We start from the raw sequence: 15,645 nt of genomic DNA, 5'->3' as shown, positions 1-15,645 counted from the left end.
GAGCAGTACCTGTCGCTGGTGCTGACGCCGGGGCTCAACGTGGCCCGCGTGGACGAGCTGTACAACGGTGACGCCCTGCTGAGCAGCTACGAGGGGGTGCAGGTCTGGCACAGCGGCTTCCCGGGCATGCCGGATGAGGCCATCCCGCTGTACAGCAACTCTGGCAGCGTCGACGGTGGCGTGATCCTGGACACCAGCAGCGATCCCAAGCACACACCCAGCAATTGGGTCCAGCGCACCAGCTCGGCGGGTGCGATCCGGCTGCAGGTGAACATGGATTTCCGCATCTTCGATGCGGACAAGAAGGGCCGCGACTACGAGAACCGCGAACAGATCCAGATCCAGTACCGGGCGGTGGGCGAGAGCGGATGGCGCGCGTTCGGCAACTACACCGTGGCCGGCCGGACGCAGAAGTCCCGCCGTGCGACCTATGGCCTCGATGTCCCGCCCGGTCAGTACGAAGTGCGAGTGCGGACTGCGGGTCTGAACACCGACGGGAGCAATGCGCAGGCCAGCTTCAGCTGGACCAACCTCGTCAGTGTGCTGCCTGACACGGCCACTTATGACGGCATCCCGCGTATCGGCATCCGCATGAAGGCCTCCGGGCAGCTCAACGGCAGCCCCGACGAGTTGCGCTGCGTGGCGCATTCCTTCCCGATCCCGGTGTGGAAGGGCGACGCCATCGGCTGGGTCACCGAAGAAAGCAGCAACCCGGGCGCACAGATCCTGGCTTACGCCCGCGGCATCAAGTCGCCGGCGGGCGTTCGGATTGCCGGCATGGGCCTGCCCGACAGCCAGATCGACGTGGAGGCGCTAAAGGCCTTCATGCTGCACTGCGCGGCCAATGGCTTCACTTACGACTATCAGGTGGCCGAGAAGCGAAACCACCAGGCTGTGATGGACGCGATCGCGCTGGCAGGCTTCGGCCAGATCGCGTGGCCGAAGGGTCGACTGGCCGTGGTGTGGGCCGCCGATGAGCAGCCGCTGTCGGGCGTGGTCAATATGGCCACGATCAAGAAGGGGCAGTTCCAGGTCGAGTACACCTTGGCCAACGGCGCCGACGGCATCGAATACAGCTACCTGGACCGTGCCACGTGGGAGGCCAAGACCCTGCGCGTGCCTGCGCCAGGCGTGACCACCATGCTCAATCCGGCACAGGTGACCGGAGAGGGCGTCACCAGCGAGGCGCATGCCGCAATGCTGGCCCGGTGGCACCTGGCGCAGAGCCTGTACCAGTACAAGTCGATCAGCTACAGCACCGATATCGAGCATCTGGCCTACGGCCGCATGTCGGTGCTGGCGTTGCAGCACGACCTGACGCAATGGGGCTTCGGCGGTCAGGTCCTGTTTGCATCGATGGGGCCGGGGCGCGCCGTGACACTGCAGCTCGACGTGCCGGTGCCTGCCCCGGCGCAGGGCAGCGCTTACATCGGCCTGCGCATCCCGGGCGAGCGGGTGTACCGCGTCCTGCGGGTTCGCCCGTTCACCGGAGAAAGCGACCAGCTGCAGCTGGCCGACCCTTGGCCGACCGATGCCGAGCTGCCGGGCAACAGCGACAGCAACCCGGCATGGGACACGATCTGGATCTACGATTTCAAGCAGACGCCGGGCTACCGCGTGCGCGTGGTGGGCATCCAGCCGGAGAACGATCTAAAGGGCGCCGCGGTCGACGTGGTGGCCGAGGGCCCGGAGTACTGGCACTACGTGAAGACCGGCGAGTACATCCCGCCGGAGAACGGCTCCCAGCTGGGCACCCGGCCGGTGGCCAGCAACCTGCGGATCACCGAGCGCCAGGTGGTGCAGGGCGACACGGTGTTTTCCGAGCTGCAGGCCTCGTTCGATATCACCGGGCCGGTGGGCGAGATCCGCGTGTTGTCGGACCTGGACCAGAATTCGGAGCTGGAGCAGGTCGCCTCGACCACCACGCGCTCGGCCACCTGGCGCATTCCGCGCGCAGGCGTATACCCGATCACCGTGCGGCCCTACAGCCCGGACGGGCAGGCTGGCGTGGCGGTGACGGTGACCTATGCCACGCACGGTGCGGACGTGCCGCCGGTGCTGGTTGACCTGTTCGACGTGGAAGAGCGCAGCGGCGGTGTGCGGCTGTACACCTGGGGCTGGCTGGGCGACACGACGCGATCGGCGGACTTTGCCGGCGTCGAGATTCGCTACATGCCGGGGAAGGACATGAGCCCGGACTGGAATGCGATGACGCCGGTAGGCGAGACGGGCTACCACACGGCGCCGTTCGAAGCCGTTATCCCCGAGTCGGGCGATTGGACGTTCGCCTGCCGCAGCGTGAACACCTCGGGCGAACTCTCCACCGGCATGCGTGTGGTGGTCAAGACGTTGGGGAACAACCTCGGCGAGCAGCTGCAGGAGACCTGGGAAGAGGCGGAGCGGGCCAACCAGCGGGTAGGGCAGGAGATCATTGATCGACTGGCCGGCGATCTGGCTGCGATCAACGAGGCCGTGGGCAAGGCGCGTCAGTACACCGACGAGCAGGTCGCCGCGCTCAACGGCATCCTGGAGGACATTGTCGGCGCCGACGAATGGGCGGCCGGCACGACCTACCCGGCCGGTGACTTCGTGCGCCACGATGGGACTCTGTATCGGGCACTGGCCGAGAACGTCGATGTGGAGCCGGGCACCGCCCCGGCGGTGTGGGAGGCCATCGGCGACTACACCTCGGTGGGCGATGCGCTGGCGGCGGCCATCAGCATGTCCACGAAGAATGCCAGCGACATTGCGGCAGAGGTCACGCGGGTGGACGCCGTGGTGGCGAAGCTCCCGGCCGATGGTGGCCAGGCTGCCAGCACCGGGCAGGTTTCCAGCGAGGTAAAGGCTCTGGCTGAGGCGGACGCAGCTCTGGGCCTGCGCCTCGACAGCACCAATGCGGCCTTGGGTGACAAGGCGAGCAAGGCCAGCGTTACGGCCGTCGAGCGAGCCAGCGTCACTCGCGATGAGGCTCTGGGAGAGCGGATCAATACGACCAATGCGGCCTTGGAAGGGAAGGCGTCAACAGGCTCGGTTCAGCTGTTGAGCAGCGAGCTGGGCGTCCAGAAGGGGCGCATTGACGCGCAATCGCAAGCGCTGACACAGGTGAATGCGAAGCTCTCCGGTTCTCCCCTGGAAATTATCCGCACGGGACGTTTCACGGCGAGCACTGGCGTTGGAGCGTGGCAAACAGGGCTCGTCCAGTCTGATCCGGGACACTCGTCTGGGTATGTGCTGCGCGTTGCTACAAACAACGGCTATGAAGGTGGCATTGCGGATGCCGTCCCATGCTCGCCGGACGAGATCATCGACTTGCGTGCAGATTGCTACGGCGGCTATATGCCTGCTGGGACAGGCAGCTACTTTGCATTGCACTTCATAGACGCAGTTGGCGGGACCGTCAGCCATGTCTATCCCATCTACTGTCCCGGTGGCTCAGGGTGGCGCTACGGGGTCGCCGCTTCAGTGCCGGTGCCGACGGGCGCCTCCTATGTGCGCGGTGTGCTCTTCAGCGGAGCCAGTGGCTATGCGTTCTGGCAGGACTTGAGTGCGAAGCGGAGGACGGTGTCCGAGGCGGCTAGTGCTAGCGCTACCCAGGCGCTGTCGGTGCGCGCCACGCAGCTGGAGAATGGGCAGAGCCAGCTGCAGGCGTCCTACACCTGGGCACTGGACGTCAACGGCCGAGCCATCGGCATGACGTCTGTCAACAACGGCACCATCGGTCGGATCGACTTCGTTGCCGATCGATTCGGCATCGTTGATCCAAACAACACTGGTAGCACGACGTTCGAAGGCGGCCGCTGGGTCACCCGATCTGGGGCCTACATGATGGTGCACGGCAAGCCGTTCGGCGTGTCCAACGACCTGATGATGTGGTTCGGTATTGGTTCCAACCCGGCCAATGCCAGCAAGGCGAATGCCCTGTTCTGGATCGACAACCAGGGCAGTGGCTACTTCGGCGGCAGCCTGTCGGCCGGCGTGCTCAAGAACGCGGTGCAGACCACCTCGACCAACGGCAACGCCGAGATCGTCAACGGGCCTTTCTCGACCCTGGGGCGCGCCAAGAACGTCGTGGTCAGCTACGACATGACCAAGACCGACACGGCGCACACGGGCCGGTGGACCGGGGTTTCCGGGCCGGTGAACGCAACCATCGCGATCTACCGCAAGGTCGGAAACGGCGCCGAGCAGTTCATCACCAACTTCAACGTCACGGGTAACTATGAGGTGCTGAACGAGCAGGGTGGCCCGTCGCAGCTGATCTCGCGCATGGCAGGCTCGCACACCTTCACCGACAACACCCCGGGCACCGAGCAATTCACCTACCGCGCCATCATCGTCACCCGCAACGTGGCCACCGGCACGGCGAGCGGCGGTACGGTCGGCGTGGTGATCAATCAGACGCTGGGCATCATTTCCGTGGAGCAATGAGATGTCACCGATTCTTTCCGAGAGCAACAGCAACCGGGTCGAGATGTTGGCGACCCGGATCGAGGTTCAGTGGGATTTCCGAAACAACGATGGCCCGGTACTGTTCAACTTCGACCGGGTGGATTGGGACCCGGTCGCGAACCATGTGAACAGTCGGGAGTACGACCGCACCATCCCGGCGCGAATCCAGACCTTGATCGATCGCGAGTACACCATCACCCACCCGGTGACTGGCGAGCAGGAGGTGGTGCCTGGCTGGAAGCTCATGGCGCTGATCAAGGCAGCAACGGACCGGGTCTGGGAGGCGGCGACCTCGCCTGCAGCGGTGGTTACAGCGCCGCTGGGGGATGGTGGGGCCACGTAGCCGTCGGCGGGCGGTGGACGGCTACGTGGCGCTGGGGCGCTGGGGCTCAGGCGAGAAGGTTATCGACCGCGAGTGGATAGCAGGCGCTCGAAGGCCCGGTGCTGACTCTGCGCCTGCAGAATCCTCGCCATCACCGCCACGTAGACGGCGCCGTCGATCATGGCGACGCCTTTCAGCTGCTCGGGGAGATAGAGCATGGCGCCTGCGGCCATCACCAGGGAGAGCGCTACGAGCGCTTGATAGAGGATCGGCTGTCCGGTGCCTTGCAGCTTGGGCCATGCCCGGTGAGGACTGGTCGATTGGGGCGCTGTCCGCATTGGATTCTGTCTCCTGTCGATGCGAACTCAGGGTCACGGCGGTTTAGGTGTTTGACAAGAGTGATTGACGACACTGAGGGGGGATGCCCTCACATCGCCGCAACGGCCGCTGCTGCCAGATGGCGCCATGTGCTACTCCGCCCAGATCACCGCCGCCTACCAGAAGCTGGTCCGGATGACCGGCGCCACGCTGTCGCTGCAGGAGTTCGCAGCGCTGTACGCACACGACCCGGGGAAGAAGCGGCCGAAGACCCCGAAGGCGATGGATGACGCCTTCCGCGCCGGCGCGAGCCCGGCGGAGCTGGCGGTGTGGGCGGAGGTAGAGCAGTGGAACCGCGCCGAGGCCGCGGTTCTGGAGCAGGAGCTGTTCGCCAACCGCAAGCGCCTGGCCGACGCCGAGCGGGCCCTGCAGGTAAGGGAGACGAAGAAGGCCCGGGAGGACGTGCGGATCGCCGGCAACAAGATCGATCGCGCCCTGGCGAAGCTGGCCGACCTGAAACGCACGGAACCCAAAGACCGCGACAGCCGCATCTTCCCCGGCGTCTACGCCCCGGTGATCGTGTCCGACGGCGGCAAGCTGATCATCAAGCCCATGCGTTACCAGTGCCGCCTCGCGGGGAAGCCGGCGAACTACGATCAGCGCTACCCGGGCACCTACAACGCCCGCCGCGACAGCCTGGAGAGGTTCTGGGCGCCGGCCTTCGGCCACACTCATGGCCTGCTGGTGGTCGACACCTTCTACGAGAACGTGGAGGGGCCAGACGGGAAGAACCAGGTGGTGCAGTTCACCCCGCGCACCGGTGAGCCGATGCTGGTGGCATGCCTGTGGTCGCACTGGACGGACCCCGCGGGGAAAGAACCCGACCTCCTGTCGTTCGCCGCCATCACCGATGACCCGGAGCCCGAGGTGGCTGCGGCTGGTCACGACCGGACCATCATCAACATCAAGCCCGAGCACGTCGACGCGTGGCTGAACCCGGACGCGACCGACCTGGCCGCGCTCTACCGGATCTTTGATGACAAGCGGCACCCGTTCTACGAGCATCGGCTGGCGGCGTAGGGGAACGCCGAGGCAACGCCGCGAGGTTGCCCGATGGCGCCGGCGGGGTGGAGTGGGCATCCTAACCTTGCCGGATCCGGGGCCGCAGGCAGCTCAACCCGGGGGCGCTTGAGCAGCGCCGCGCCGGCACTGATTCCGAACGATTCAGGCAGGTTGCCGCCGCGTTCGCAGGATCTGCGACTGCCGGACGTATCCTCCCGGCCATGATCTCTGCGACCTACCAAGGCTTCCGCACCGCACCTATCCCGTCTGGCTGGGTCCAGACGGGGGACCGCTGGGATCTGTGGTGGAACGGGCGTTCTGTTGCCAACGTCACGCCGGCACCCGGGCGCGGTGTCCGGGTGCACTTGGATGCGCGAAAGATATCGCAGACCAAGAAGGTCTTCGCCGCCAGTGCGTCTCAGGGCAAGCGCTACGCAGAGCGCTGGTGCGCGGCCAGGCTGTACCAGGGTCTCCCCCTGCGAGAGGCGGTGGAGCGCCTGACCGACAACACGCCGATCCAGCCGGAGCCGCCACTGCCCGGCTTGCCGCCGACTCGCGAGCAGCAGCAACAGGCGCGCCGCCTGGCCGAGGCGACCGCCACCGCCACGGCGCGGGTCAGAGAAGCGTTGGAGCCTGCCAAGCCGCCGCCGCCGAAACCCCGCCCGAAGGACGGCCGCAAAGCGTGGGTGAGGGCAGGGCTGCAGCAGTTACGTCGGGGCGTATAACCCGTTTACTGCGTTGGATCATCCGGCAGGTCTCGGATCTCTTCTCCCCCTCGCCATTCACCTGTCTGTCGGTCCACATGCAGGAGGCGCGCGCTGCCGCGCTTAGCGACCAGCACCAAGTCTATGGTGCCCTTCCAAGACCGCGTCTGTTCCGGCTCGGCTCCGCGGTGGTAGATCGAGATGCGCTCGAAGGTGTCGGCCACCAGCTGGCGGGCCTTGGTCCGCGCGTCATAGTCCAGCGCTTTTACGCCGTCCTGCAGTTCGGCCCACGCCATGGCCCCGGCGGGCCGTTCCGCTGGTGCAGCAGCTACGAACAAGGCCGGGCAGGGGCCGAGCTGTGGCTGGCCAGGCACGAGGACAGGCTGCGAGAGGATGTGGCCAAGATCCTGGCATGGCAGGAGAAGGTCCGGGGGAACCGGCTGGCCAAGGCCCACCAGGATCCGCCATTCGGGTGGATGGGGTAGGCGCCACTTACCTTGGGTGGGTAATAGACGGTCTTCCCATCCTACAGTGCCGGTCTCCGAAGCTCATGGTTCGGTAGGCCGTGGGAACCCCGCCTGGCTTAACATCCGTCTATTACCCACCGCCCGCCAAATCTCAAGCGGTGCGATTGGGCCGGAGCAAGATCAAGGTTCTTTCACAGCACAGGCGGCTTCATGAGAATTCCCGTGTTGCGCTCTCCGCGCTCGACTTCCTCGATTGCAGAGGACTTGCTGAATCATGGGATTGTGGTAGTTGACACGATGAGGACGCATGCCCAGCGCCTGGCCCACGAGCTGAGAGAGGAGCTTGGGATAGGACCCGTGGATTCCGAACGGGAGGATGCCGAGTTCCTGCTGCACCTATCCTGTGACGTAGAGCCCCTGAACGACTATGGCTGGGTCGACTATTACGTCCACAGCGGGACCTGCCCGGTGGATGCCATGGACGCGAAGGAGCTGGTGCGTACCGCCGTCCGCCAGTGGGGCATGGCCGGGAAGCCCGATTACTTCGTCGCCCGGGTGGCCTCCGATCGGTAGCATTGGGGCACAGCCGGAAGTAGGCTTGCCGACGCAATGTGTTGGTACGCAGCGCCTTAAATAGTTGGTACTGGTGTTGGTACGGAAGGCACGAAGCCCAATAGACCTCCTTTAAGAACAATAGGTTACTGTGACTTTTCGCATCATCAGTTTCAACGCCAATGGCATCCGTTCCGCCGCAACCAAGGGCTTCCTTGATTGGTTCCGCGCCCAGGACGCAGACGTCCTGTGCATCCAGGAGACCAAGGCCCAGGAAGACCAGCTGACCGACCCGATGTTCCGCCCGGACGGCCACCACTGCTTCTACCGCGACGCCATCACCAAGAAGGGCTACAGCGGCGTGGCGATCTACAGCAAGCGCGAGCCGGACCAGGTCATCACCTCGCTGGGCTGGGCCCCGTTCGACGACGAAGGCCGCTACATCGAGGCGCGCTACGGCAACCTCAGCGTGGTCTCCTTCTATATCCCGTCCGGCAGCTCGGGCGACCTGCGCCAGGGTTTCAAGTTCGAAGTGATGGAATGGCTGCGGCCGATCCTCGAAGAATGGGCGCGCAGCGGCCGCGACTACGTGCTGTGCGGCGACTGGAACATCGTCCGTTCGGCGCTGGACATCAAGAACTGGAAGTCCAACCAGAAGAACTCCGGCTGCCTGCCGGAAGAGCGCGACTGGCTCAACGCCCTGTGCGCCGACCACGGCCAGGCCACCGATGTCGCCGCCGGCCGCGGCTGGGCCGATGCCTACCGCCTGCTCAACCCCACCGGCGAGGACTACACCTGGTGGAGCAACCGCGGCGCCGCCCGCGCCAACAATGTCGGTTGGCGCATCGACTACCAGTTCATCACCCCGGGCCTGCGTGACCGCCTGCGCAGCTGCTCGATCTATCGCGACGAGCGCTTCTCCGACCACGCGCCGTTCATCGTGGACTACGACCTGTGACCGAGGCCGCCACGCCGGTCAGCTACAAGGGCTGGGCGGGCATCAAGCGCGCCTTTGGCACCCCGTCGGCGCTGACCATGGCCATGCTCGGCTTCGGCAGCGGCCTGCCGTTCCTGCTGATCGCCTCGCAGACCCTGTCCACGCGCCTGCGCGACGTCGGCCTGGACCTGGGCAGCATCGGCCTGATCAGCCTGGCCAGCTTCTTCTACCTGCTGAAGTTCCTGTGGGCGCCCCTGCTGGATCGCTACGCCTTCCCGCTGCTCGGTGGGCTTGGCCGCCGCCGCTCGTGGCTGCTGGTGTCGCAGGCGCTGGTCCTGGTCGGCCTGGTCGCGCTGGCCTTCGTGCGTCCCGAGCAGGGCGTCTGGCCGTTGGTGGCCTGGGTGCTGGTGGCCTCGTTCGCCGGTGCCACCCAGGACTCGGCCGTCGACGCCTACCGCATCGAGATCGCACCGCAGGCGGCGCAGGCCGCGCTGGCCGCCACCTATACGCTGGGTTACCGGATCGGCCTGATCCTGGCCGGTGCCGGCGCGCTGTACCTGGCCCAGTTCGAAGGCTGGATCGTGGCCTATCTGGCCATGGCGGCACTGATGCTGCTGCCGATCGTCACCACCCTGCTGTGTGCCGAACCGGAACGTCCGGCCACGACCGTGCAGCGCCGCATCGATGTCGCCGAAGCGTTCGTCCAGCCCATCACCAGCTTCTTCAGCCGCAACGGCGTGGCGCTGGCGCTGGTGCTGCTGGCCTTCGTCGGGCTGTTCAAGTTCCCCGACCAGGTCATCGGCGTGATGGCCGGGCCGTTCTACCTCGACTCCGGGTTCGACAAGGCCGACATCGCGACCGTCTCCAAGCTGTTCGGCGTGTGGATGGGCATCGGCGGCGCCTTCCTGGGCGGCATCGCGGTGGCCGCGTTCGGTTTCCGCCGCATGCTGCTGGTGGCCGCGCTGGGCGTGGCGCTGTCCAACCTGGCGTTCCTGCTGATGGCGCACAACCCGGGCAAGCTGTGGGCGTTCTATGCCGCGCTCAGCGCCGACAACCTGTTCCAGGGCTTTGCCGGCACCGTGCTGGTGGCCTTCATGTCGTCGCTGACCGACCGCAACTTCACCGCTACCCAGTACGCGCTGCTGGTCTCGCTGGCCAACCTGCCCGGCAAGTTCGTCGGCGGCGTCTCTGGCTACATCGTTGAAGCCACGTCCTACAGCACGTTCTTCATCCTCAGCTCGGTCACCGTGGTGCCGACCCTGCTGCTGCTGGCCTGGTTGTGGCCGCGGATCGTCGATCGCGGGCCGCCGCCGGTCGCCTGATTGCCTGTACGCCCGGTCTGCGGGATCATCGCCCCGACGCGCCGAGGGGGCGGTGCCTTGCGAACGGGGAAGTGAGCATGGCCGACGTTGTGCTGCGGGACCTGGACCCGCTGCTGCTGGACCGTATCCGTCGAGTCGCGGTTGCCCGCGGCTGGACCCATGAACAGACCTGCGCGGCCTTGCTGGAGCAGGGCCTGTTCAGCAGTGAACTGGAGGTCCGTTCCGGCTTCGGTGACCCCGAAGTGGACGCCCTGTCCGATGCCATCGCCGCCCTGCAGGCCCTGCCCGCAGGGCAGGGCTTCCGGTAGATCCACGCCATGCGCGGATGGCGCCGACGGGGTAGCGCCGGGCCACACCCGGCGGATGGCACCACCTCACGCCAGATGGATCGCCCCGAGAATCCGCGGCCCGTTCGCCCCGGTCACGCTCGGCAGGTTGCCGGCCAGCCCGTCCATCGTCCGCTGCGCCAGCCACGCAAACCCCATCGCCTCCACGTACTCCGGGTCCAGCCCGTGCATCGCACTGGACTCCACCTGCACCTCTGGCAGCCGCGCCGCCAGCCGCTTCATCAGCTGCCGGTTGCTCACGCCGCCGCCACAGACCAGCAGGCGCCGGGTCTGCGGCTGCTGCGCCAGCAGCGCATCGGCCACCGTCGCCACGGTCAGCTCCAGCAGGGTGGCCTGCACGTCGGCAGCGGCGTATTCGCCTTCACCCATGTGCGCCTCGGCCCAGGCCAGGTGGAACTGTTCGCGGCCGGTGCTCTTCGGTGGCGGCAGGTCAAACCAGGGCTCCGAACGCCAGCCGGCCAGCAGGCCTTCGTCCACCGCACCGCTGGCGGCATAGGCCCCATCGGCATCGAAGGTGCGGCCGGTGTGGCGCTGGCACCAGGCATCCATCAGTGCATTGGCCGGGCCGGTATCGAAGCCACGCACTGCCCCTTCGCGCGGGATCAGGGTCAGGTTGGCGATGCCGCCCAGGTTCAGCACCGCGCGGTCCTCATCGGCCGCGCCCAGCATGCCCAGGTGGAAGGCCGGCATCAGCGGCGCGCCATGGCCCCCGGCCGCTACGTCGCGGCGGCGGAAGTCGCACACCGTGGTGATCCCGGTCAGTTCGGCGATGCGGTTGCCGTCGCCCAGCTGCACGGTGAAGGCCGGGTCGGCCAGCGGCCGATGGCGCACGGTCTGCCCATGCGAGCCGATCGCCCGCACCTGCGCCGGGTCCACGCGCGCCTCGGCCAGCAGCTGGTTGGCGGCGTCGGCGAAGCTGATCGCGATCCGCGCATCCAGCTCGCCCAGTTCCTCCAGCGAGTCCAGTGGACCGCCTTCGCCCAGTGCCACCAGCCGTGCGCGCAGCACCGGCTCCCAGCGGGTGGTCAGCCCGTGCACGAAGCGGCAGCCGCCAGTGGTGGGGAACTGCACCAGGGCAGCGTCGATGCCATCGGCGCTGGTGCCCGACATCAGGCCAAGGTACAGGGGGGCGTCAGCGTCGGCAGTGGTGTTCATGGCAGGCATAAAAAAAGGACGCGGCAAGCTTGGGCTGCCGCGTCCTTCTTCGTCAACGCAGGGGCTCAGCCGCGCTTGCGGCCGGCGCTGCTCTTGTCCTTGGCGCTGGCCACCTCGGGTGCGGCCTCGTCGCGGCTGGTCGGGGCCGGGCTGGCGTCGGCGTAGATCAGCTTCTCCATGCCCTGGATGCGCGCCATTGCCGGCGCGGTCTGCGCGCGGAAGGCGACCAGTTCGGCGCCCTTCAACGGTTCCGGCGGCGGCATGGTCACCGTCAGCGGGTTGCGGTGCTCGCCGTTGACGCGGAATTCGTAGTGCAGGTGCGGGCCGGTGGCCAGGCCGGTCGAGCCGACATAGCCGATCACCGTGCCCTGGGCCACGCGCTGGCCGGTCTTGATGTTCGCAAAGCGCGACATGTGCCCGTACAGGGTGGTGTGGCCACGGCCGTGGTCGAGGATCACCACATTGCCGTAGCCGCGCTGCACACCGGCGAACTGCACACGGGCGTCGCCGGCGGCCATGATCGGGGTGCCGGTGCGCGCGGCGTAGTCCACGCCCTTGTGCATCCGCATCTTGCCCAGCACCGGATGCTTGCGCGCGCCGAAGGTCGAGCTCAGCCGCGCGAACGGGATCGGCATGCGGATGAAGCTCTTCTTCAGCGAGCGGCCGTTGATGTCGTAGTACTCGGACTTGCCGTTGCGGTCGAAGCGGAAGCCGGAATAGGTCTTGCCACCCGTGGTGAAGGTCGCCGCCAGGATCTTGCTGGTGTCCACCTTCTCGCCTTCGCGCCAGGTTTCATCCATCACCACGCTGAAGCGGTCGCCCGGCTGCAGGTCCTTCGAGAAGTCGATGTCGTACTTGAAGATGTCGTCGGTCATCGTCGCGATCGCCGACGGCGACAGCCCGGCGCGGCGGGCGGCGGCATACAGCGAACTGGTGATCTCACCACTGGTGACTACCGTACGCGTGGAGGTCTCGCGCTTGGTCACCTTCTCCTTGATGTCATCGCCGACCAGGCTCAACTCGACCCGGTTGTCGCCATCACGGTCGAAGCGGATGCTGCGCAGGTCGCCCGAGAGCGGCATGTCGAAGGCGATCTCGGTACCGGGGCGCAGCTTGGTCAGCGATTCGCGGGCGCCGGGATGATCCAGCACCCGGTGCAAGGTGCTGGCCGGAATGCCGGCCTGGTCGAACAGGTCACTCAGGGTCTGGCCGCGCTGCACCCGCAGCACCTGCCAGCTGTCGCCCGGCACCTGCTGTTGGCGGGCCATGGTCAACGGGGGCAACGGCAGTGCCAGGCTGGTGTGGCTGTCGGCGAACGGCGCGTCGATGGTGTGCGAGAAGCCGGGGACGATCGTCGCCACCAGGGCGCCGATGGTCGCAAACAGGCTGGCATGCATCCAATGGCGCCGGGTCCAGCGTTCATTGAATGCGGCGGGAAGGTGTTGCCTGAGCTTCCGATGCAGGGCGTTGTCGTGCAGGACGTGGAGGCGTTCCTGGAAGCGCTGCTTGCGTGCGCGCCCTTGTTCGGAGTTGTGCATCGGCGATTTTTCCTGACGGCCCGGGAGCGCGGGCCTAAACGCCGGTTACCATAGACACCTGAGAAAACCGCGTCAAACCCTTGTGCCCATTGGCTTTTGTGAAGCCAATCGGGTTAACTTTGCTTTAACACCCCACACAAGAATCGGCGTTGCCGGGAGTAGTCACGTGTCCTCGATTGAAGAAGCCCTTGCCCTGATCGGCCGTGGTGCCGACGAGATCCTCAAGCTCGAGGATCTGCGTGCGCGCCTGCAGGAAGGCCGCCCGCTGCGGATCAAGGCTGGCTTCGACCCCACCGCGCCCGACCTGCACCTGGGCCATACGGTGCTGCTGAACAAGATGCGCCAGTTCCAGGACCTCGGCCACCAGGTCATCTTCCTGATCGGCGACTTCACCGGCATGATCGGCGACCCGTCGGGCAAGAGCCTGACCCGCAAGCCGCTCAGCCGCGAGGACGTGCTGGCCAACGCCCGCACCTATGAGGAGCAGGTGTTCAAGGTGCTCGACCGCAGCCGTACCGAAGTCCGCTTCAATTCGGAGTGGTTCGGCAAGATGGGCGCCGCCGACATGATCCGCCTGGCCGGCCAGCACACCGTGGCGCGCATGCTCGAGCGCGACGACTTCGCCAAGCGCTACGCCGCCCAGCAGTCCATCGCCATCCACGAGTTCCTGTACCCGCTGGTGCAGGGCTACGACTCGGTGGCCCTGGAGGCCGACGTCGAACTGGGCGGTACCGACCAGAAGTTCAACCTGCTGATGGGCCGCGGCCTGCAGGAGCACCATGGCCAGAAGCCGCAGGTGGTGCTGACCATGCCGCTGCTGGAAGGCTTGGACGGCGTCAACAAGATGTCCAAGTCGCTGGGCAACTACATCGGTATCAGCGAACCGGCCATCGACATCGTCACCAAGACCATGAAGGTGGACGACACCCTGATGTGGCGCTGGATCGAGCTGCTGTCCTTCGACATCAGCCAGGCCGAAGCCGTGCAGCTGCGTGAGCAGGTGGCCACGGGCGGCCTGAACCCGCGCGTGGTCAAGCTGCGGCTGGCGCGTGAGCTGGCGACCCGCTTCCACGACGCTGCGGCCGCCGAGCAGGCCATTGCCGGCTGGGAAGCGGCGGTGACCGGGCAGGGCGACATCACCCAGCTGCCGTTGCAGGACGTGGCGATCCCGGCCGAGGGCCTGCGTATCGCCGCGCTGCTGACTGCGGCCGGCCTGACCCCGAGCAATTCCGAAGCCAACCGCAAGCTCAAGGAGCGCGCGGTCAAGGTGGACGGTGACGTGGTGGAGGACGGCCAGCAGGTGCTGCTGCCGGGCTTCGAAGGCCTGCTGCAGGTCGGCAAGCGCACCTTCGCCCGCGTGCGCCTGGTCGCCGCCTGACATAAGGAAGGGCCGGCGCCAGCCGGCCCTTCCTTTGTAGCGTCGAGCCATGCTCGACGGCTCCTGCTCTTCGCGGACGCGTTCCGAAGGGCGCGATGGATGAACGGATGCAACATCCGTTGAAAAAAATCGCCACACCCCCTTCACAAATGATCCAGATGGGGACATACTTCTCCTCCCCCGTCGCAGGGGTCGCCACCAAGGGGCTTCAGCGACAACAGGGCGCCCACCACCGCCGAACGAGATGATCGAACGAAGGTGTTGACGGACTGAAAAAGTCTGGCATAATGGGCGGCTCGCTACGAAGGAAACTTCGCAGCACACGGGAACGGCGCTGAGGCCACTTCCCATGATCTTTGAAAGTATGCGCAGGTATCTTGTGAAGGCGCCTGCAGGAAGGATGATTGTCCATCTTGCAGACGTTTGATCAAGCAACTATTAATTGTTTTAAAGCAAGCGATACGTTGCCAGAATCAATCATCTGCAGCTTTAAATTTTGATCTTCGGATCATGTCGTTTTAAGTGAAGAGTTTGATCCTGGCTCAGAGTGAACGCTGGCGGTAGGCCTAACACATGCAAGTCGAACGGCAGCACAGTAAGAGCTTGCTCTTACGGGTGGCGAGTGGCGGACGGGTGAGGAATACATCGGAATCTACTTTTTCGTGGGGGATAACGTAGGGAAACTTACGCTAATACCGCATACGACCTACGGGTGAAAGCAGGGGATCTTCGGACCTTGCGCGATTGAATGAGCCGATGTCGGATTAGCTAGTTGGCGGGGTAAAGGCCCACCAAGGCGACGATCCGTAGCTGGTCTGAGAGGATGATCAGCCACACTGGAACTGAGACACGGTCCAGACTCCTACGGGAGGCAGCAGTGGGGAATATTGGACAATGGGCGCAAGCCTGATCCAGCCATACCGCGTGGGTGAAGAAGGCCTTCGGGTTGTAAAGCCCTTTTGTTGGGAAAGAAATCCAGCCGGCTAATACCTGGTTGGGATGACGGTACCCAAAGAATAAGCACCGGCTAACTTCGTGCCAGCAGCCGCGGTAATACGAAGGGTGCAAGCGTTACTCGGAATTACTGGGCGTAA

The 15,645-nt window shown here is 65.7% G+C and carries 13 protein-coding genes and 1 other annotated feature; of the genes, 9 read left to right on the top strand and 4 right to left on the bottom strand.

All coding sequences use genetic code 11. The features are described 5' to 3' along the window. Together SSKA14_RS22895 and SSKA14_RS22890 are read left to right on the top strand one after the other, a co-directional pair. Nucleotides 1-4,428 (top strand): host specificity factor TipJ family phage tail protein (locus tag SSKA14_RS22895; RefSeq protein ID WP_008266083.1); only part of this gene is annotated, 4,428 nt, incomplete at its 5' end. 1 nt (nt 4,429) lies between these two features. Further along, complete coding sequence (locus tag SSKA14_RS22890) at nt 4,430-4,792, top strand: hypothetical protein (RefSeq protein WP_008265038.1); 363 nt, start codon at nt 4,430-4,432, stop codon at nt 4,790-4,792. Nucleotides 4,793-4,851: 59 nt separating this feature from the next. Here the strand turns inward: SSKA14_RS22890 and SSKA14_RS22885 are convergent, their stop codons facing one another. Then, nucleotides 4,852-5,109 (bottom strand): hypothetical protein, encoded by a 258-nt coding sequence (locus tag SSKA14_RS22885; RefSeq protein WP_040009169.1) that lies wholly within the window; start codon nt 5,107-5,109, stop codon nt 4,852-4,854. Between the two features lie 127 nt (nt 5,110-5,236). Here SSKA14_RS22885 and SSKA14_RS22880 point away from each other — a divergent pair, with 127 nt between their 5' ends. Together SSKA14_RS22880 and SSKA14_RS22875 are read left to right on the top strand one after the other, a co-directional pair. Continuing rightward, complete coding sequence (locus SSKA14_RS22880) at nt 5,237-6,169, top strand: SOS response-associated peptidase family protein (RefSeq protein ID WP_008264795.1); 933 nt, start codon at nt 5,237-5,239, stop codon at nt 6,167-6,169. Nucleotides 6,170-6,372: 203 nt separating this feature from the next. Continuing rightward, complete coding sequence (locus SSKA14_RS22875; RefSeq protein WP_050413392.1) at nt 6,373-6,876, top strand: hypothetical protein; 504 nt, start codon at nt 6,373-6,375, stop codon at nt 6,874-6,876. A 5-nt stretch (nt 6,877-6,881) separates the two neighbouring features. Here SSKA14_RS22875 and SSKA14_RS22870 read toward each other — a convergent pair whose 3' ends face one another. Next, nucleotides 6,882-7,151 (bottom strand): gp53, encoded by a 270-nt coding sequence (locus SSKA14_RS22870; RefSeq protein WP_008267206.1) that lies wholly within the window; start codon nt 7,149-7,151, stop codon nt 6,882-6,884. A gap of 381 nt (nt 7,152-7,532) precedes the next feature. Between SSKA14_RS22870 and SSKA14_RS22865 the strand changes: the two genes are divergently transcribed. From SSKA14_RS22865 to SSKA14_RS22850, 4 genes are all read left to right on the top strand, one after another. After that, entirely contained in the window at nt 7,533-7,895 is a 363-nt protein-coding gene (locus SSKA14_RS22865) for a hypothetical protein (RefSeq protein WP_157636013.1), read from the top strand. A gap of 130 nt (nt 7,896-8,025) precedes the next feature. Further along, a complete protein-coding gene (locus tag SSKA14_RS22860) occupies nt 8,026-8,832 on the top strand; it encodes an exodeoxyribonuclease III (RefSeq protein ID WP_008265560.1) in 807 nt (268 codons plus the stop codon). Beyond that, the gene (locus SSKA14_RS22855) at nt 8,829-10,133 is read left to right on the top strand and encodes an MFS transporter (protein ID WP_008268384.1); all 1,305 of its coding nucleotides are present in this window, start codon (nt 8,829-8,831) and stop codon (nt 10,131-10,133) included. The genes SSKA14_RS22860 and SSKA14_RS22855 overlap by 4 nt, the downstream gene beginning before the upstream one ends. Nucleotides 10,134-10,210: 77 nt before the next feature. Next, nucleotides 10,211-10,441 (top strand): hypothetical protein, encoded by a 231-nt coding sequence (locus SSKA14_RS22850; protein WP_008265520.1) that lies wholly within the window; start codon nt 10,211-10,213, stop codon nt 10,439-10,441. Between the two features lie 66 nt (nt 10,442-10,507). Here the strand turns inward: SSKA14_RS22850 and SSKA14_RS22845 are convergent, their stop codons facing one another. Together SSKA14_RS22845 and SSKA14_RS22840 are read right to left on the bottom strand one after the other, a co-directional pair. Then, nucleotides 10,508-11,635, bottom strand: a complete 1,128-nt coding sequence (locus tag SSKA14_RS22845; RefSeq protein WP_008265344.1) for an anhydro-N-acetylmuramic acid kinase — start codon at nt 11,633-11,635, stop codon at nt 10,508-10,510. A gap of 65 nt (nt 11,636-11,700) precedes the next feature. Beyond that, nucleotides 11,701-13,173: a peptidoglycan DD-metalloendopeptidase family protein gene (locus SSKA14_RS22840; protein WP_040009159.1), complete on the bottom strand. Its 1,473-nt coding sequence runs from the start codon at nt 13,171-13,173 to the stop codon at nt 11,701-11,703. A 166-nt stretch (nt 13,174-13,339) separates the two neighbouring features. Between SSKA14_RS22840 and tyrS the strand changes: the two genes are divergently transcribed. Beyond that, nucleotides 13,340-14,551, top strand: coding sequence for a tyrosine--tRNA ligase (tyrS, locus tag SSKA14_RS22835; RefSeq protein ID WP_008268090.1), 1,212 nt, complete (start codon nt 13,340-13,342; stop codon nt 14,549-14,551). A 519-nt stretch (nt 14,552-15,070) separates the two neighbouring features. Then, nucleotides 15,071-15,645 (top strand) — a sequence feature (16S ribosomal RNA rRNA prediction is too short).

It is taken from the genome of Stenotrophomonas sp. SKA14, assembly GCF_000158575.1.
GTDB classification, from domain to species: Bacteria; Pseudomonadota; Gammaproteobacteria; order Xanthomonadales; family Xanthomonadaceae; genus Stenotrophomonas; species Stenotrophomonas forensis.
Note: the sequence above shows the minus strand (reverse complement) of the source record. Positions and strands in the feature narration are given on the sequence as shown.